Source organism: bacterium (assembly GCA_016716565.1).
In the GTDB taxonomy this organism is placed as follows: Bacteria; Bacteroidota; Ignavibacteria; order Ignavibacteriales; family Ignavibacteriaceae; genus IGN2.
Genome location: JADJWC010000001.1, coordinates 596,173 through 614,524, shown reverse-complemented (window position 1 = coordinate 614,524; position 18,352 = coordinate 596,173). Strand labels below are relative to the sequence as shown.

Sequence of the window (18,352 nt, the reverse complement as noted above, 5' to 3'; positions counted from 1 at the left end):
GCTAAATTAACATTATTGCTCAAAAAATCGTTCATATTATTCAAATAAATAACAGTTTTTTAACAAAATCTTTTTAATTGCATAAATTGGTAGAGAATTTTTTAAAAGATGAGCAGAATTTCCTCCGGAGAATCAAAATGCAGAATAAAATTACACACGTAATTAAAAGAAGCGGCGCGATAGTTCCGTTCAAACATGAACGTGTTATCAACGCTATTTACCGGGCTGCAGTTGCTGTGGGCGGAAGAGATAAAGAAAAAGCCGAAGAACTTGCCGAAGAGGTAGTTAAAATATTAAATGAAAAGTTTAATGAAAAAACTTATCCGCATATCGAGGACATACAGGATATTGTTGAAAAGGTTTTAATTGAAAACGGACACGCTAAAGTTGCAAAAGAATTTATTCTTTACAGGGAAGAAGCTGCACGACGAAGAGATGAAGAAGGAAGAATAAATTCAAAGCTGAATGAAAATATTCCCTGGGCAAAAGTCTGGCGTAATCTGGATTGGGCAGTTGAACATAAACTTAATACTGTCGATTTATTGAACGAACGGGTTATAAATGGTGAATTTGCACAGATCGTACACGAGTCGGAAACTTTGTATGAAGATGATGTTGAGCTTGCTGCTAAATTAATTATCGAACGGCTGAAAGATCTACGGATGGTTATGATAAGCGGTCCGTCTTCTTCCGGAAAGACCAGCACAACAATGAAATTGGAGCAGAAGCTTATTAAAAAAGGATTTAAGTTTAAAGCACTTATAGTCGATCATTACTTTTTCGATCTTGAGTTCCATCCAAAAGATGAGTTCGGCGATTATGATTTTGAAACTCCTCAGGCTCTAGATCTTCCATTGATAAATGAGCACCTTGTCAAACTGAGCCAGGGAGAAAAGGTTCTGATTCCAAGTTATGATTTCAAAACCGGGACCCGGACTCTCGATGTTACTCCTATGAAACTTGAAAAAGATGAGTTGCTATTAATTGATAGTCTACACGGACTTTATCCTGATTTCAGCAAAGACATTTCTTCTGAAGTAAAATTCAAATTGTATCTTGAACCGCTTTTGCAGATGAAAGGTCCGGACAACAAATATATTCGATGGACAGATATCAGATTAATAAGAAGAATGCTTCGCGATTTTGCACACCGTGCATACAATCCGACACAGACGCTCGAACACTGGCATTACGTTCGTTCCAGTGAAATGAGAAATATTATTCCGTACAGCAATACGGCAGATTTTATCATCAGCAGTGCAATGCCGTACGAACTTTGTTTTTATTCGCAAAAACTCGGAAAGGATTTTATCGAATGGGAGAAAAAGTATAAAGATGATCCGCTGAAAACAGATTCTTATGAAAGAGCTTCACGATTGGCTGAATTATTAAAGCACATTACTCCGGTTGCAGATGATTCTTCTGTTCCGCATGATTCTGTATTGAGAGAGTTTATAGGAGGAAGCAGTATAGTACATTAATAATAATTGTTTCAAAATAGATACAGTCGGTCTCCAATCCTGAACAATCAGGCTTTAATGATGGCAAAAATCCCTTGATTTTTAAGCATCTAAGGAACCTTTTAAATTTTTTCGATGGGAATAGTTATTGCGAGAAAACATCAATCTATAGCAAATAGAACCTATAAAATGAAGACGAAAATCAGTTCCATCTTAATCTTAATATTCATTCTTTTAGTTGCCGCTGCAGCAAACCACCCACAACAATCCAAAAACAACAAACCGCAATCTTCGGTCAACAAGAAAATTTTTAATATTTACCGGTCACAAGATGCAACAATCAGTAAACCTTCAACAATAACGAACAATAAAAGAAAAGATTTTTCTATAAACAGAAAAGAAAAGAAGATTAACAATTCACAACGGAACAACAAGAAATATTCAGTTGACAGATTTGTATCTAAAACAAAAAGTTCAGAAAATTATTTCCGTATTGATAAATCCGGGAATTCACTCTGGGATGGCAAACACTGGGATATGGATGATTATCCACTGAAAGTTTATGTTAAAGAATCTTCTTCACTGTATTATCATTCCGATTATAAGGATTATGTTTATTATGCTTTTAAACTCTGGCAAAAAACTGACAAGAGGATTCAGTACACTTTCACCAATAACAGCAGGGATGCAGATATTCAGTTTAAGTTTGTTGAAAATCTCGGAAAGAGGTATGAGGAAAATTATCTTGGTTTGACTGACTACGATGTAAACAGCAAAAATGAAATCGAACAATCAACAGTTCAGATCAGCCTGATAAAGTTTGGTGATGAAAAAGTTAGCGCGGGTGAAATAAAAGCAACGATTATTCACGAACTTGGTCACGTATTCGGACTTGGTCATTCTGAGAATGAAAAAGATATTATGTATCCATTTATCAGTTCCGATCACACATCAAAAAAAACTTATGACGAACTTTCCATAGGCGATAAGCAGGCAATAAAAGATGCAATTGATCTAGGTAACGACGAAAAATATGTTCGGAAGTGATTTACAAGATAAAGAGTATGAGAAAGAGTAAGGTGGAACTTTCTTACCCTTAATCAGAAACCTTTTCTTATTCTTATTTTTGCAGGATCATCTTTTTCGTTTCGGAAAAAGCTCCAGTTCTCAAAGTATAAAAATACATTCCGCTTGATAATCCACCTCCATTAAAGTTCATTTCGTATGTTCCAGGGGCCTTTTCTTCATTTACTAATGTTGCAATTTCATTTCCTAAAATGTCATAGACTTTTAACGTAACATATTGCCTACTGCCGACTGCATACTGCAGACTGGTTTCCGGATTAAACGGATTGGGATAATTTTGATAAAGGACAATTTCATCTGGTATATAATCTTCATTCTTTACATTTGTCAAAGAACCATTTGTAAAAAGGATAAGTAAATCCTGTAGTTCATCAACGCCTGTCATATCCATATCACCGTCATTATCTCTGTCGTGAAAAACTGCACAGCTTCCTGCCTGGTTTGATGGAAGATCATTCCGGTTGATGAAAATTCCGTTTCCATCGTTTTCATATAGAGTAAAATTACCGCCGGTAAAATTACTCGTAACAATATCCAGATCGAGATCGCCATCTACATCGCCAAGATCAACTGACAATGGAAAATTTCCAACAGAATAATTTGTTGGAGAAGAAAGATTTCCTGCACTATCACACAGCACAACCGAAAAACTTGAACCGCTTGAGTTGGCACAAACAACATCTGGTATTCCATCATTATTCACATCGCCAGAAACCACCATCCAGGGACCATTACCAACGGCTACTTCATCTTTGAAAATAAAACCACCATTTCCATCACCAAGCCAGAGCATAACTTCGTCTGAATAAATTGCCCCGAGGAATAAATCCATAATACCATCACCGTTTACATCAGCAGATGCGGCTGCTGTTTCTCCGTTTCCATTTCCTTCAAAATTAATTGCTGATGCAAATGTTCCGTCAGTGTTATTCTTAATAATAGAAACATTACTGGCATCCCTGTTTGCTGTAACAATGTCTGGAAAACCGTCTCCATCTGCATCTAATACAACCAGTCCTCTTATACCTGTATCCGCAGTGTAATTCTGGATATCTGAAAAACTACCTGTGCCGTCTCCTTTAAAAACTGTCACCAGATTATTTGTACTGTTGCCGACAGTAAAATCCATTTTACCATCGAGGTTATAATCGAATCCCTCATTGGTACTTGGTCTGGATCCTCCGTTAATGTTGAAGATAGTAAAATCATTATAACTTCCGTTTTGATCATTCATAAAAACTCTGATGTCATTTGCATTTTCATTCGGTACAATAAAGTCGCTCCAACCATCACTATCAAGATCTCCTGCATACGTTCCATAGGTTTGAATCCATCCCTCGCCAGGTTCTCGCACATTTATTATTGAGGTTCTTGTTAAATCCATTGAACCGGGAAGCGTCCTAGTCCAGAAATTCCATGAATATCCAGTCTGCAGATAATTACCAGCAGTATCTTTAATTCCTTTTGATAGAGAGACCGTTACTTGCTCGCCATAGAAAAAGTTTTCATCGGGTGTGAAATGAATTGAGTTGTTATTATTGAAGGGAACAATTGTTCCTTTGTGGACACCCGACCATCTTCCCCAAACCTTAAACGTAGTATCATTGAAAGAAGCAATATCAACAGCACTGGAAAAGTTAATTGTTATCTCAAGCGTAGGGAGAAAATTCAATGATTGGGATTGAGGTGAAACTGTATTCACTACAAAATTTCCCTGAGCGAATACCTGCAGCCAAAGTGCAGAAAGAATAAAAAGTAAAAACACAGATTTCATCAATACCTCCTTAATTTTGAAGTGAATATAAGGCTTTTCGGATGAAAATAAACTAAATAAAAATAGTTTACCTTTGCTAACGAATGCTGTAATTTTCCAGTACAAATATTTTATATTATTGAAAAGTGCGGGGATTTATATGAAAACCACATCATTACTACTTACCATACTTATAGCTTTCTTTTTGCTGAACTCACTTTTAGCACAAGAAGAAAAAAACAAAGGAGTTTTCCAGGAAGAGAAAGATGGCTTCTACAAAAATGAAATTGAAAAAAGTTTAGATGATTTTAACGTGCCTGAAAAGGAAAAGAAGAAAGAATTTAAACTTGATTTTACCGGGATGGATCTGCCAAAATCCAAGGACGAGTTTACCAGCTTCTGGCACACTGATCCTGTTTCCCAGGGAAGAACCGGAACCTGTTGGTGTTTTTCAACTACATCGTTTTTTGAATCAGAAGTTTACAGGCTTCACCAGAAAAAGGTAAAACTTTCAGAAATGTACACCGTTTACTGGGAGTATGTTGAGAAAGCGAAACGATATATTAAAGAAAGAGGAAACTCGGCATTTGAGGAAGGTTCTGAGGCAAATGCAGTTCCCAGAATCTGGAAAATGTACGGAGTTGTTCCGGCAGAAGCTTACTCAGGAATGCTTCCAGAACAAAAATTTCACGACCACACAGCAATGCACAGGGAAATGAAATCATACCTTGAAAATATTAAATCAACTCACGCCTGGAATGAAGATGAAGCAATCAAGGTTATTAAATCAATATTAAATCACTACATGGGTGAACCACCAGCTGAGTTTTATTTTGAAGCAAAGAAATATTCACCAAAAGAATTTTTAAATGATCACATCAAAATAATCCCTGATGATTATGTTGATATTCTTTCATATATGCAGCAGCCATATTACAAGCAGGTTGAATATGAAGTGCCGGATAACTGGTGGCACAGCAACATCTATTACAACGTACCTTTAAATGTTTATATGGACGCTGTGAAGAATGCAATAAGAAATGGCTATACTATGGCAATCGGCGGAGATGTATCTGAAGCCGGTTACGATTCGTGGCATAAAGTCGGTGTCATTCCAACTTTCGATATTCCTTCAGAATATATTGATGAGAACGCGAGACAGTTCCGCTTCAGTAACGAAACCACGACTGACGATCATGGAATTCATCTTGTTGGTTATATGGAAAAGGATGGAAAGGATTGGTATTTAATTAAAGATTCAGGTGCTGGTTCGCGAAACACTGGTGATAAAGGATATTATTTTTATCACGAAGATTATGTTAAGCTGAAGATTATGGATTTTATGGTTCACAAAGATGCGGTTGAAAATATTCTGAAAAAGTTTAAAGAGCAGAACGAGTAACAGTATGTCATGCTGAACTTGTTTCAGCATCTTAAAATTTTATTAATATTTAAATACAAACTGAGATCCTGAAATAAATTCAGGATGACACAGGAGAATTATTCCTGCGGCTGCATTCCATAATTCACCCATTCCTCTTTAGCAGGACCGTAAACACCGGGAACCTTTAATCCAGCTAATCTCATTACAATAGTCAGCTGTGCACGATGATGGATTTGATGAGTAACTAAAGCACCTAATGTTTTTCCTCTCAACCACATATCTCCCTGACCTGTTATCTCATCTTCAATGGAAAGAGTATCATCATTCCATTTTTCTTTTATCTCTTTTATCAATCCATCCGAAGCACTTTTGTATTCATCAACAATCTCTTTTGCTGTTGATGGGAAGGGTGAATCTTGATCTATTTCTATAAAAGCCAATCCCATCCGATGACCTAATTCAGCTATTGCTCCTGCAATATGCCAGGCAAGCCTTCCGGATGTACGAATCTCATTATTGAATTTTACGGTGAGCACTTCATCGGTTAGGTTACTGAGAACTTTTATGGTTGCTTCGGATTCATATTTCCAGTCTTCGATGAAGTCGGATATTTTGTGATACATTTTAACCCCTTTCTGATAGCCCCGACCTTTAGGTCGGGGGAAAAAGAATAAAAAAATACTCGGCTTTAGCCCAAGACCATTTTGGTTAAAACCAAACAAGTTCATTTAATTTTTATCCACGAGCTAAAGCTCGTGGCTATTTATCTCAATTTAAATTCGCCAAAATTTCTTTTAGCTTCATCAAATTCTCCTGCCAATCTCTTTGCTTTGCTCTTTCTTTTTCAACGACTTCTGCCGGTGCACCGCTAACAAACTTTTCATTGGATAGTTTCTTTTCTATTCCTGCAAGAGAACCTTCAAGCCGTGTAATTTCTTTCTGCAATCTTTGCCTTTCAACATCAAGATCAATCAATCCTTCAAGCGGAACGTAAATCTCAGCAGATTTTACTAGTGCAGATGCACTGGCTTTGGGCTTCGTTATGTTTACACCTGCTTTCAGGTCTTCAACCTTTGCAAGCTTTTTAATATAATCGATCTGTCGTTCTTTTACTTCATTTGACTTTAGTAAAACATTTATCTTCTTGGAAGGAGGAATATTCATCTCGCCGCGAATATTTCTGAGTACTGTAACAATATGCTCAACTGTTTCCATTTCCCGATCAGCCTGAGCATTTATCGACTCCTTTTTCACTTTCGGAAACTCAGAAGTTGAAATGCTCTCTCCATCTTTTCTCTCTTTCATCAATTGATAAATCTCCTCCGTCACAAACGGCATAAACGGATGAACCATCTTCAATATATTTTCAAAGATTGATAATGCTCTTGTCAGAACAGCAGATTTAACCTCCTCATCATCAGCATACAATCTATTCTTTATCATTTCAACATACCAGTCGCAGAAGTCATTCCACACAAAAGAGTAAATGATCTTTGTTGCGTTGTTGATTTCAAAACTTTCCATTGCATTGTTGAACTCTTCAAGTGTTTCATTGAAGCGTGAAATAATCCATTCGTCCGCAAAATCAATATGAGCATCTTTCAGTTTTTCATCAACTTTAATATTCTCAGCATTCATCAGAAGGAATCTTCCGGCATTCCAGATTTTGTTTGCAAAGTTTCTTCCAAAATCACATTTGTCAGCAGAGAAAAGAACATCCTGTCCAAGCGGTGCAAGGTAAAGAACCGTAAACCGTAACGCATCAGCACCAAATTCTTTAATTACATCGAGTGGATCTGGAGAGTTGCCGAGTGACTTGCTCATCTTTCTTCCCTGCAGATCACGAATGACACTTGTGAAGTAAACGTGACTGAAAGGAATATCTTTCATAAAATGCATTCCGGACATAATCATTCTTGCAACCCAGAAGAAAATTATATCAGGAGCCGTTACAAGAATTGAGGTCGGATAATAATACTTTCTTTCCTCCTCCGTTCTGAAAATTGCGTGAGCCCAAATCCAGCTTGATGCCCAAGTATCTAGCACATCATCATCCTGTGTATAATTATCAATATCTTTCGGCGGATGAACTTCACAGTAAATTTCTTTTGTTTGCTTGTGATACCAAACAGGAATCCTGTGTCCCCACCAAAGCTGGCGAGATATGCACCAGTCACTAATGTTTTCCATCCAGTGAAAATAAGTTTTCTCCCAGTGTGCTGGATAAAATTTTACTTTTCCTTCCCGCACAACATCGAGTGCTGGTTTTGCAAGCTCAGACATTTTCATAAACCATTGTTCAGATAAATACGGCTCAATCGGAACGCCGCCTCTTTCCGAGTAACCGACTTTGTTCTGATAATCTTCAATCTTTTCCATCAAATTATTTTTCTCAAACCACTCCACGACTTTCTTTCTTGCTTCAAAGCGATCCAAACCTTGGAGCCAATCAGGAACGTTTTTGTTTGTTGTAGCATCAGGATTGAAAATGTTAACAATTTCCAGCTTGTGTCTCTGACCCATTGCATAATCATTTACATCGTGTGCGGGTGTTACCTTTACTGCACCTGTTCCGAATTCCATATCAACATATTCATCAGCAAAAATCGGAATCTCTCTTCCGACAACCTGCCTGCCGGTAGGCAAGGTCGGCAGCTTAACTTTTTTGCCGATGAGATCTTTGTATCGTTCATCATTCGGATTTACTGCAACACCCGTATCGCCGAGTATTGTTTCCGGTCGTGTCGTAGCAACAACAATATATTTATCCATTCCCACAACCGGGTAACGGAAGTACCAGAGTTTCCCGTTAACAGTTCTGTAAAGAACTTCTTCATCGGAAATAGCCGACTTGTTTGCAGGATCCCAGTTAACCATCCTGTAGCCGCGATAAATTTTTCCTTCCTTGTAAAGATCAACGAAAGCTTTTATCACTTCGCGGTAGTAATCGTCATCCATTGTGAAGCGTTCACGCCGCCAGTCGCAGCTAACGCCAAGCTTCTTCAACTGCTGGATGATTATTCCGCCGTATTCTTTTCTCCACTCCTGGCAATGCTTAAGAAATTCTTCGCGACCAATTTTATATTTATCAATTCCCTTCTCTTCAAGAAACTTTGTTACTTTTGTTTCCGTGGCGATTGATGCGTGGTCTGTTCCCGGAACCCAGCAGGAGTTGAAACCCTGCATTCTTTTCAGACGGATGTAAACATCCTGGATTGTGTTGTTGAGGATGTGTCCCATCGTAAGCATGCCGGTAATATTCGGCGGAGGAATTGCAATTGTGAACGGCGGTTTGTCATTTGGCTCCGAGTGAAAGAGTCCGTTATCGAGCCAGTATTTATACCATTTATCCTCTGTCTTTGAAGGATCGTATGCTTTGGGGATTTCGTGTTTGTTTTCTGTCATTAATCTTCTGGTTTATCAATTATGCCTGCCCGCCGAAGTCATCCTGCACTTAATTTATTGGATGACAATTACGACGAAGGCGGGAGGTGCAAATATAAGGATTTTCAGAAGTGAATCATGAATTGATGAATGGTAAGATATAAAAATGGCGGAGAAATGTTCCTAAGGAATACAGGATTATAGAAGAATATCAATCGACTATTATATTATTTCTGCAGATTGTAAAACGTTTTCAATATATTCAGGATTAAAGTTAGGCTTTATATTATGAACCTCATCTACTAAATCATAATCGTCAATTCCATAGTTATCCTTAATATATAAAGCTGTTGCAACTAATGACAAGTCTGTTGCTGTATAATGTCCGTAATTTTCTATAACATTTTTAATTTTTTCTGCTTGAAGTTTATCTAGTTTTAATTCTTGATTTTTAATTTCAATATCATAACCATATTGGTTCCACCCAATGCTGACTTCGTCAAAAAAATTTAAAATATCTAGATCGCTCTCTAAATCCACAGAATATGGCCCATAATGGTAAAGACTATAATCATAGTCGAGAATATCCTCTCTCGTCAATAAATAACATAATTTTTGTATCATTGTTTTACCTAATTGCTTATTAGGATACTCTTCTTTATAAAAATTTAAAATGCCAAGAAGTATTTTATAGTTACCAGTGAAAAGATTGAAATTATTTTTTCTCATTGATAAACTCCTTTGCTTTGTTTCTATTATCTGGCCAGACATAAAGTCTAGATTGATTAATGTAACCAATATTTTTAACAATTTCAGAGTACTCCGTTAATGGCCGTACTTCCCCTTCTTTCGAAATTATCATTATCTCTTTATTTAAATCTGTTTTATACCAAGCACTACTTGATCGTATAATATAGTTATCAATTTTGTTTTGAGTTAATTTTTCAGAAATGCCTTTAATTGGTTCATGCTTCTCATCTATTTCGTATTCTTTAGTTTTATAAATTTCCCTCATATGATCTCTATCTAAAATTGCCTTTGAATGCCTATTACCTTTTTTCAAAAGAAGATCCCAAATTTTAATATCATCATATTTCAGATATTCTTCTATTTTATCTGGTGTTGGAAATTTTTTCCCTTCTAATACTTCTAATATAGCTTCTTTTAAATGATAATCGTATATCTGTCTAGTCTTATGAAAATAAACTTGTGTAAACATTTGGTACCTAGCTAGAATAACAGATTCTGCAATATGCCAACCATCTTCTCTAACTCCTAAGATAATTTCTCCCCCTTCTTCTTTTGGTTTTTTACCTAAAGCTAATGTGTTTAACAATCTATTATAATCATATAGTCCATACCTAACTCCAATATGGTGTGAATCTCTCAATAGATAATCTCCTTTATCTGCATCGAGTTGACTAGCAATTAACTCTTTCCAAAAAAGAAAATTACGCAATATATTAGGGTTACCATCGATAAGTGCAGCAACTTTCTCGGCAGTGAATTCATAATTGCTATTTCCCTTGTGATCTTCGATTAGATGTTTCAGAGGACCTGTAATTATTGCAGTACTATATTGTTCATGTTTATAATTCTTATTGCTACCTGCTATTTGTGGAAACAATTCTTCCGCAGCGTGAGAAAAAGGAGGATGTCCAATGTCATGTAATAATGCAGCCAATCTAATTAATTTTTCGCTTTTAAGTATTCCCGCATCATTATAGCCATATTCTTGTTCTAATAATTTTCTATTCCTATCATCACTTATTATAGAATTAAACATAAGCGATGCTAAGTGCATGACTCCCAAGGAATGTTCAAATCTACTATGATTAGCACTTGGATAAATGTAATTTGTTAATGCAAGCTGTTGAATTCTTCTTAATCTTTGGAAGGGTTGGCTATCTATTAGAGATTTTTCCCACTCATCAAAAGTAATAAATCCATAAATGGGATCTCTTACTTCAAAACTATTAGCCATTTAATTGATAATTTTTATAATGATGAATAATATATATTTCTTTGTCCGAAACTAATCTAATAAATATAAAGAATCAAATATTTGATAATTATTGTTAATTACTATTTAAATCTTAAAAAGTATTTATCTATTTCTGGCCTTAGTTCAATACCAGCCTGCTCAAAACAATCAAGTAACTCATTGTATGTATTTTTACCTCCAAGAAAATCCCAAAACTCATCTGCGACCATTACTTCTTTTTAGTATCTAACATTCCTTTCATAGTCCATCTTTTATATTGTTCGGGTTCATACGGATTATACGGTATGGATATTAGCGTATGAACCTTCACGCTGGGATTTTGATAAAAATATACAGCTAACCATTCCAACATATTTCTTTTATAAGAGATAAAATCCCCTTTATTTGGTTTGACTGTTTTTAAATCAAACATAAATACTTCATCATTTTTTGAAATAAGAAACAAATCTACTTTGACAGATTTGAGTGTATTAACCGTTCCTTTCTTGGCAACTTTCCTGACTCTTTCCGTTTCTGAAAGTTTATCCACATCACCACCAACCGAAAGATCGTTCATTATGCTCTGAATTTCTTTTTGTGCTTCCGCAGTTATGAGATTTCCAAGCTTGTACTGTGTATAAACTTCCTTAAAAGTTTCTCTTGCTAACTCTTTTGCAACAGGTTCATAGATAGAAATGCCAAAGGTTGTATTTAAAGATTGTATAAAAGAGAATAGCGCCATTCTATCTTTTCCTAATAGTCTATAATGAAATGGCATATTATCCGTTTCAGGTTTATAGCTACTGAATTTTTCTCGCAGGCACTTCTTGATGGTTTCTACTATACGTTTTTTTCGCGATTCAGATTTTGGCATTAGTTCCCCTTTAGATGAAAAATTATTTCCGAATAAGCTCCTTTATCCTTTTCAGTTCTGTTTAGAACAGGTCGTTTGAATTGATTTACTATTTTCATTCCTGCTTTTTCTGCAATTAAAGGATATAAATTGGATTTATCATTAGCTACGAGAAAAACATTATAATCTTCAGTCAAATACTTTTTCAGATTTAACAATGATTTAGAAATTCCATCAACATAAGCTTCCTGTGCCACCTTTCCTTTCCCTTTAAACATTGCTCCTATTTCAAGGTCATCTTTTCTTTTAAAACCGAATAAGTCATAAGCATACGCATGCTGTTCATGGTAGTCGATCAAACCGACATAAGGTGGACTTGAAAATATCCCATTGATTTTTTTCTTTTTAACTTTTGTAGCAAACTTTTTATCAACCTTCTTTAATTCTTCAATCAGATCAATTTCTTTACTATCTCCAGTCAAACAAATTTGTTTTGTTTCCGATCTGAGCTGATTGAACTCAATTAACCTTTCAATAGTATCTATAGTATATGTTTCCCACCATCTCAGAATTGAAAATAAAGGCTTACATATTTTTCCATGCTTATGGCAATAATATGTTTTGTTAATTGGCTCAACAAGTGTGGCTAAATCTGAATGAGTCGTCGCTCTACAAGATCTGATTGTTCTACTTAAAATAAGTTTCAGAATATCCTTTGTGTTAGAGTTCCTCATTCTCTTAATCTTTGAATACACAAAGTCTATCTCATCCCTAACATGCTGAGAAAACCACTTATCGAGAAATGAATCGGAACCTATCTGATCGAGTACTATATCATATTTTTTTACAAGCCTCAAATAAATTGGAAGAAAGAGTTCTTCTTTTTCCTTACCATAATTTTTCTTCGTTAATTTGTCCCCGATTCAGTTTGTACTTAAACTCAGGACTTGGAAAATACTTATTATTAAATGTATTTAATTCTTTTAGCAGCTCTTCTTCAAATTCTAGCGTACTGTGCTGTCTCAAATATTTTTTTAATTCAAGAGTAATTACTTTAGTACGATGGAGAACTTCTTGTATATCATATTCTGCAACTTTACAATTTGAAATAAAGGAGTTGAAATAAGAAATATCTATTCCAATTGCGTGCAGTCCCAATTCATTCGCCTGAACCAATGTAGTCCCGCTTCCACAAAATGGATCGAGAACAATATCCTCGGGGTGAAAGTAGACTTCTTTTTTGAATTCATCCTTATGATCATCCAAGAAATATTCAACCAATTGCGGAATGAACTTACCCTTATAGGGATGGAGTCGATGAACGTGTTTAGTTGTTTCAGCTTCCTTATATTGGTCGAAAGATAAAGCCCAGTTTAAATCATCTCCCAACTTACTTTTATAATGAACTTCCCTTCTGCCATTAAAAGATTTATAATATTCTTTTAGTTCTTTAATTGAAATTAATGTTTCCCCGTTTTCACCATACTTTTGGATTCGTCCGTAGTTAACTAAGTAGGAAATATTTGAAGTTGAAACTTTCTTTTTTAAATGCTCAGATGCCCATTCGCTTGCTTCTTTAAGCGTTACAAAATCTCCTGGTTCGAACAGTCTTAATTGTACACTCATAATAACGATTAATAGATAATTTCATCTCTAAATTAAAAAAATCCGTTGTAAGAAATAAACACAGATCCCGAAAAAAGTTCGGGATGACAATTCCTAATTAAAAAATTCGGGGGTAAGAAGTAAACAGATTCTTCACTTCGTTCAGAATGACAGCACGATTCCTTGTCATCCTTCGACAGGCTCAGGATGACATCGATTATTATTAAATTGGGCGAGAAATTTTTCAGAAAGGATTAAATGACCGCACCAACCGTTGAAGACGTAGCGAGAATAGTAAGTATAGGCGATCCGGTTGTTCGCAATCTAAACATTACTCAAGGTTACTATGAGCTTTCGCAGGCAATGTCAAAATACACAGACGGCAATCCGAACTGGTGCACGTTTGCTGTCTGGGCATCAAAGCAGGCAGGACAATCGATCCGCAAAGAAGATTTGTCACGCACATTCGAGAACCTCTTTCACAACTCACCTGAAATTACTTTACTGCTTAATACAATTTCACAGCACTCGGATGTAATAAAAAATCTTCCGGAAGTAAAGGCGGTTTCTTCTTTCATAATCAAATTCATTAATCCAGATTCTGCGTTTGAACATTCGGCTTGGGCAGTCGCTGAAGGAAACAAAAAGTATTTGCAGAGATCGGCGGAGAGTTCGCACGTTTTCTTTCTGTCTTTAAAAGCGAAGAAGATTTCACTGATGAAAATATTTCAAAGTTCTGCTCAGCTTTCAAACCTGGCAATCCGCCGGACGGACAACAAATGCTGAAAGATGCATTCACATCTTACATCGAAGCGAGAAAGCAGTCAGATGAAAAAGTAAAAGCAGAGATGATACTCTATTCAAATCTGCTGATCGGTTACCACGAGCAGACACGACTCCAGCCTCAGATTGTGGAAGCGCTCAATGCCGCATTCACAAATGAAGATGAAATGAAAAGTAATCTGCTTCGTGAACTTCTTCCAGGTTTCTGGCTGCGAATACGTTATTACATTCAAAAACTTCTGCAGAGAAAACTTCCGCTCGATGAAGTAATTGATCAATTACTGAATCTGGCTAAACTAAAAGTACGGGAAGTTATCACGGATTGTATGATGACACTCTTCATTCCCGCAAGTGAATTACTTAAGCTTGGTGAAGATCTGAAGCATAAGTTTCCAGAAAAATTAGTGCACATATCTGATCAAAAATTAAGCGAGCTGCTGAATAAAATTGACCCTACTTCCGACAGTCTTAAGGAAAGTGGTGCAAAAGATTGGGGAGATTTATCAGACAGAATTCATTTCATCGCCGATCTTTTCCGGGCGTATTTCGAACACAAGCCGCTTTACAACCAGTCGTTTACTGATGAGCAAGTGATGGTTTTGAAGGAGGGAAAGAGACCAGCGGGAAGGTTATGATCTCTCATCAACTAAACCAATTATATTGCCGCTATAGCAGTAATTTTAGATTATTATAACTCAATTTTATTCTATTTTCATCCAAGTTATAATAATTCACTGCTATAACAGTAAATACTCTTGCTTTTGAGTTATTTGGCGAGTATGTTTGTCATAAACTAAATATTTTACTGCTATAGAAGGAAATAATTGTGGATACGGATTCATTATTTGAAATAGTCAAACTTCATAGAAAGCAAGCAGGTCTGACTCAGAAAGGATTAGCTGATTTAGCCGGAGTCGGGAAAACTGTAATCTATGATATCGAAAGCGGCAAGGAAACAGTTCAGTTGGACACAATAAAAAAAATATTAACTGTCCTCAATATCAAAATAAAATTTGAGAGTCCGTTGATGAAATTATTAAAAGCTTCTGATTAGAAGAGAGGAATAAATGAGAAAAGCCAGAGTATATAATTTCGGAATTCCTGCCGGAGAATTAATTGAGATCGAGCCGGGGAATAAATATAAATTTGTTTACTTCGATGAATATACTGCTTCACCGATTTCATTAACAATGCCTGTGAACAAAAAGGAATTTACATTTGAGGAGTTCCCTCCCTTTTTTGATGGATTGCTTCCTGAAGGTGTACAATTGGAAGCTTTGATTCGTCAAATGAAGATTGATAGAAATGATCTGTTCTCTCAACTGGTTCAGGTTGGAAAAGATTTAGTTGGCTCAGTTACAGTTGAAGAGATTGCACCATGAATACCTGTCCGATAACTTACGAACCATGCGGTGATAAGAAATATTCTGAGAAGGGATTGAAACTTCTTTCGAGAAGTCTTACTCATCTTGAAGATTTTCCGTACACACAGGAAGAGCAATTACGTGAAGCAGCATCGAGAGCACCGAAGATGTCGATACAAGGAGTTCAGCCAAAGCTGATTGCGAAGCTGAAAGTAACAGAAAGTGTTTTTGAAGTTACAGACAGAGGCGGTGAATATATTCTTAAACCACAAAATAATCTCTATCCTCAATTGCCTGAGAATGAAGATCTTACTATGCATCTCGCCGAAGAGATTGATCTAGAAATACCATTGCACGGTTTGATTTATTCAAAAGATCAGAAGCTGACATACTTCATAAAAAGATTTGACCGTTATGGTAAAGGGAAAAAATATTCAGTGGAAGATTTCGCTCAGCTCTCCGGGAAGAGTCGGGATACTAAATACAACTACAGCATGGAAAAAGTCGCAGGAATAATTGAGAGTTACTGCACATTCCCTGCTATTGAAAAAATCAAATTGTTTAAGCTTACTATTTTTAATTTTCTTACCGGGAATGAAGACCAGCACTTGAAGAACTTTTCACTGATAACAAAAGATAATAAAGTAACATTCACTCCGTTTTATGATTTAATAAACACAACGCTCTCTTTGGCAAATCCTGCAGAGGAAATTGCTTTACCGTTGAAAGGGAAAAAGAATAATTTAAATCGAAATGTACTTGTTGAATATTGGGGTAAAGAAAGGTTAGGATTAAATAACCAGATTATAGATCAGGCACTTAATTCCATAACTGAAAAATTTGAAAGATGGGCTGAACTCATCAACAAAAGTTTCATGTCAAAAGAGATGAAAGAGAAATACATTGCTTTACTTGATGAGAGAAGAAAGGTGATTTGGTGAGGGATTAATACTAGAGATTGCTTCGTCGTTTCACTCCTCGCAATGACAGTGCAAAAGATCAATCTTCTATCAAATAAAGATAATTCGGAATTTTAATTTGAATGCCGTGATATTCTCCTTCAAGATCTGTCCATTGGTCGCCAACAGTACCAACAATATCATATCCTTGTTCAGTAAGCCAAATACGTTTGCTGCTTTTAAAATCCAGTGCTTTCATTTTTGTTTCATCACCGATCTGAGTAATCAATGTATCGAAAACGGTGTATCCTTCTTTAACGAGATTTTTATATGTAACGTCGTACTCATAATAGTTTCTTCCAGTAAGAAAAATTATTTTTGCTCCTTTTGAAAGAAGAAAATCATAAAGTTCTTTTACCTGAGGAATGGCCGGAGCTTTTAGTTCGGCATTCCATTTCTTGTTCATTTCATACACATAACCGAATCCCATTTCCTTTGCTAATCCATAATTATCTAGTGCTGTTTCATCAACATCAAATATCACAACTGAATTATTTTTGAAATTTACCTTGCTGAATTTTTCTTTTGCATCTTTAATTACTTTATTCAATTCTTCATCAAACTTACCTGACTCATAATACTGCTTAACTTCCTCCCTGGCAACGGAAAGGTTAACGGGTTTCTCTGTCGCGCAGGAAAGAAGGAACAGAGTAAGAAAAAGTGTTAGAAATAATTTCATTTAAACCTCAATTGTCACCCTGAACTCGTTTCAGGGTCTTTATTAAAATTATAGAAACAAGATCCCGAAATAAATTCGGGATGACAATAAAGAATTGTCATTTCCCAAAGAAAAATATGAGTGGTCGTTCAAGCCGTTTTGCCCATTCGGATTCATTGTGTTCGGCTCCGCGTGCGTAAAAATAATCAAGATCAGTTCCGATTACATAACCCATTTGTGTCAGCTTGCAGAACATTTTTTGCCCACGAACCAATCCGTCTTCGCCGTGATCGATATAAAACTTAATTTGTTTTTTTGGTCCGGAATATACATCGAGCATTTTAAAAACTTTATCATCATTATAATAAAAAGAACTTGACAAACATCCAGCCATTGAAAAAACTTCCGGGTGATTCCAGGCTATCAGAAAAGAAGCAAGCCCTCCCATTGATGAACCCATAATTGCGGTATTCTTATTATCTGAAAGTGTTCTGTATTTTGAATCGACAAATGCTTTAAGATCTTCAATTAAAAATTTTCTATATCTCTCCCCTTTTACGCTATCACTGTATTCTTCGAGACGTTCATTGGAGTTATTAATTCCTACTATTATAATTTCTTTAATTTTGAATTCCCTTATTAACCTTGTAACTGTTTCGTCAACCTGCCAGTCCTTTCCTGCAAAAGACGTTTTTGGGTCAATTAAATTTTGACCATCGTGCATATAAAGGACAGGGTATCTCCTTGAAGGATTATCATCGTAGCTTGCCGGAAGCCAAATAAAAAAATCACGTTTGCTATCTAATATTCGCGAGTAAATCTCACGGTGATATTCGACATTTCCGATTACAGATACTTTTCCCTTACTTATCTTTTTTCGGAATTTACGTTTTCTTCTGAAGATTGCCATTTTCGAACATTATAAAATCATCTTAAATAATTGGTAAAAATAACCATCATCAATGGATTATTGAAAGATTTCCATATGTGCTTAAAAACATCTTATCACAAATTCGTAGCAATTAACGCTGACAAATAATGGATTATTAGTTCAAATTTGTGGATTTTAGCAGTAGTGT

General features: G+C 35.8%; 15 protein-coding genes and 2 pseudogenes. 8 read left to right on the top strand and 9 right to left on the bottom strand.

Annotated elements, in window-relative coordinates:
• Positions 1-137: 137 nt before the first annotated feature.
• Together IPM14_02740 and IPM14_02735 are read left to right on the top strand one after the other, a co-directional pair.
• Positions 138-1,481, top strand: a complete 1,344-nt coding sequence (locus tag IPM14_02740; protein ID MBK9097037.1) for a response regulator SirA — start codon at positions 138-140, stop codon at positions 1,479-1,481.
• A gap of 168 nt (positions 1,482-1,649) precedes the next feature.
• Positions 1,650-2,507: a matrixin family metalloprotease gene (locus tag IPM14_02735; protein MBK9097036.1), complete on the top strand. Its 858-nt coding sequence runs from the start codon at positions 1,650-1,652 to the stop codon at positions 2,505-2,507.
• A gap of 73 nt (positions 2,508-2,580) precedes the next feature.
• Here the strand turns inward: IPM14_02735 and IPM14_02730 are convergent, their stop codons facing one another.
• Positions 2,581-4,320 (bottom strand): VCBS repeat-containing protein, encoded by a 1,740-nt coding sequence (locus IPM14_02730; protein ID MBK9097035.1) that lies wholly within the window; start codon positions 4,318-4,320, stop codon positions 2,581-2,583.
• Positions 4,321-4,459: 139 nt separating this feature from the next.
• Here IPM14_02730 and IPM14_02725 point away from each other — a divergent pair, with 139 nt between their 5' ends.
• The gene (locus IPM14_02725; GenBank protein MBK9097034.1) at positions 4,460-5,701 is read left to right on the top strand and encodes a peptidase C1; all 1,242 of its coding nucleotides are present in this window, start codon (positions 4,460-4,462) and stop codon (positions 5,699-5,701) included.
• A gap of 98 nt (positions 5,702-5,799) precedes the next feature.
• On the opposite strand, the gene IPM14_02720 is transcribed toward IPM14_02725, so the two are convergent.
• From IPM14_02720 to IPM14_02695, 6 genes and pseudogenes are all read right to left on the bottom strand, one after another.
• Positions 5,800-6,306, bottom strand: a complete 507-nt coding sequence (locus IPM14_02720; GenBank protein ID MBK9097033.1) for a hypothetical protein — start codon at positions 6,304-6,306, stop codon at positions 5,800-5,802.
• A gap of 145 nt (positions 6,307-6,451) precedes the next feature.
• Positions 6,452-9,088: a valine--tRNA ligase gene (locus IPM14_02715; protein MBK9097032.1), complete on the bottom strand. Its 2,637-nt coding sequence runs from the start codon at positions 9,086-9,088 to the stop codon at positions 6,452-6,454.
• A 201-nt stretch (positions 9,089-9,289) separates the two neighbouring features.
• The gene (locus IPM14_02710; GenBank protein MBK9097031.1) at positions 9,290-9,796 is read right to left on the bottom strand and encodes a DUF4065 domain-containing protein; all 507 of its coding nucleotides are present in this window, start codon (positions 9,794-9,796) and stop codon (positions 9,290-9,292) included.
• Entirely contained in the window at positions 9,783-11,051 is a 1,269-nt protein-coding gene (locus tag IPM14_02705) for an HD domain-containing protein (protein ID MBK9097030.1), read from the bottom strand. The genes IPM14_02710 and IPM14_02705 overlap by 14 nt, the downstream gene beginning before the upstream one ends.
• Before the next feature lie 101 nt (positions 11,052-11,152).
• A pseudogene (locus IPM14_02700) lies at positions 11,153-11,925 on the bottom strand (TdeIII family type II restriction endonuclease).
• Positions 11,925-13,530: pseudogene (locus IPM14_02695) on the bottom strand (site-specific DNA-methyltransferase). The pseudogenes IPM14_02700 and IPM14_02695 overlap by 1 nt, the downstream one beginning before the upstream one ends.
• Positions 13,531-13,767: 237 nt before the next feature.
• On the opposite strand from IPM14_02695, the gene IPM14_02690 reads away from it, so the two are divergent.
• From IPM14_02690 to IPM14_02670, 5 genes are all read left to right on the top strand, one after another.
• Positions 13,768-14,295, top strand: a complete 528-nt coding sequence (locus IPM14_02690) for a hypothetical protein (protein MBK9097029.1) — start codon at positions 13,768-13,770, stop codon at positions 14,293-14,295.
• Positions 14,289-14,927 (top strand): hypothetical protein, encoded by a 639-nt coding sequence (locus IPM14_02685; protein MBK9097028.1) that lies wholly within the window; start codon positions 14,289-14,291, stop codon positions 14,925-14,927. The genes IPM14_02690 and IPM14_02685 overlap by 7 nt, the downstream gene beginning before the upstream one ends.
• A gap of 191 nt (positions 14,928-15,118) precedes the next feature.
• Positions 15,119-15,346, top strand: a complete 228-nt coding sequence (locus tag IPM14_02680; protein ID MBK9097027.1) for a helix-turn-helix transcriptional regulator — start codon at positions 15,119-15,121, stop codon at positions 15,344-15,346.
• A gap of 13 nt (positions 15,347-15,359) precedes the next feature.
• A complete protein-coding gene (locus tag IPM14_02675) occupies positions 15,360-15,674 on the top strand; it encodes a HipA N-terminal domain-containing protein (GenBank protein MBK9097026.1) in 315 nt (104 codons plus the stop codon).
• Complete coding sequence (locus tag IPM14_02670; protein MBK9097025.1) at positions 15,671-16,597, top strand: HipA domain-containing protein; 927 nt, start codon at positions 15,671-15,673, stop codon at positions 16,595-16,597. The genes IPM14_02675 and IPM14_02670 overlap by 4 nt, the downstream gene beginning before the upstream one ends.
• Positions 16,598-16,655: 58 nt before the next feature.
• Here IPM14_02670 and IPM14_02665 read toward each other — a convergent pair whose 3' ends face one another.
• Together IPM14_02665 and IPM14_02660 are read right to left on the bottom strand one after the other, a co-directional pair.
• Positions 16,656-17,294: a hypothetical protein gene (locus IPM14_02665; protein MBK9097024.1), complete on the bottom strand. Its 639-nt coding sequence runs from the start codon at positions 17,292-17,294 to the stop codon at positions 16,656-16,658.
• Positions 17,295-17,391: 97 nt separating this feature from the next.
• Complete coding sequence (locus tag IPM14_02660) at positions 17,392-18,183, bottom strand: alpha/beta hydrolase (protein MBK9097023.1); 792 nt, start codon at positions 18,181-18,183, stop codon at positions 17,392-17,394.
• Between the last annotated feature and the right edge of the window lie 169 nt (positions 18,184-18,352).

Bases quoted from the DNA above. Each gene is read 5' to 3' on its own strand.
- IPM14_02740 (MBK9097037.1), top strand. From the start codon at position 138: ATGCAGAATAAAATTACACACGTAATTAAAAGAAGCGGCGCGATAGTT.
- IPM14_02735 (MBK9097036.1), top strand. From the start codon at position 1,650: ATGAAGACGAAAATCAGTTCCATCTTAATCTTAATATTCATTCTTTTA.
- IPM14_02730 (MBK9097035.1), bottom strand. From the start codon at position 4,320: ATGAAATCTGTGTTTTTACTTTTTATTCTTTCTGCACTTTGGCTGCAG.
- IPM14_02725 (MBK9097034.1), top strand. From the start codon at position 4,460: ATGAAAACCACATCATTACTACTTACCATACTTATAGCTTTCTTTTTG.
- IPM14_02720 (MBK9097033.1), bottom strand. From the start codon at position 6,306: ATGTATCACAAAATATCCGACTTCATCGAAGACTGGAAATATGAATCC.
- IPM14_02715 (MBK9097032.1), bottom strand. From the start codon at position 9,088: ATGACAGAAAACAAACACGAAATCCCCAAAGCATACGATCCTTCAAAG.
- IPM14_02710 (MBK9097031.1), bottom strand. From the start codon at position 9,796: ATGAGAAAAAATAATTTCAATCTTTTCACTGGTAACTATAAAATACTT.
- IPM14_02705 (MBK9097030.1), bottom strand. From the start codon at position 11,051: ATGGCTAATAGTTTTGAAGTAAGAGATCCCATTTATGGATTTATTACT.
- IPM14_02690 (MBK9097029.1), top strand. From the start codon at position 13,768: ATGACCGCACCAACCGTTGAAGACGTAGCGAGAATAGTAAGTATAGGC.
- IPM14_02685 (MBK9097028.1), top strand. From the start codon at position 14,289: ATGCTGAAAGATGCATTCACATCTTACATCGAAGCGAGAAAGCAGTCA.
- IPM14_02675 (MBK9097026.1), top strand. From the start codon at position 15,360: ATGAGAAAAGCCAGAGTATATAATTTCGGAATTCCTGCCGGAGAATTA.
- IPM14_02670 (MBK9097025.1), top strand. From the start codon at position 15,671: ATGAATACCTGTCCGATAACTTACGAACCATGCGGTGATAAGAAATAT.
- IPM14_02665 (MBK9097024.1), bottom strand. From the start codon at position 17,294: ATGAAATTATTTCTAACACTTTTTCTTACTCTGTTCCTTCTTTCCTGC.
- IPM14_02660 (MBK9097023.1), bottom strand. From the start codon at position 18,183: ATGGCAATCTTCAGAAGAAAACGTAAATTCCGAAAAAAGATAAGTAAG.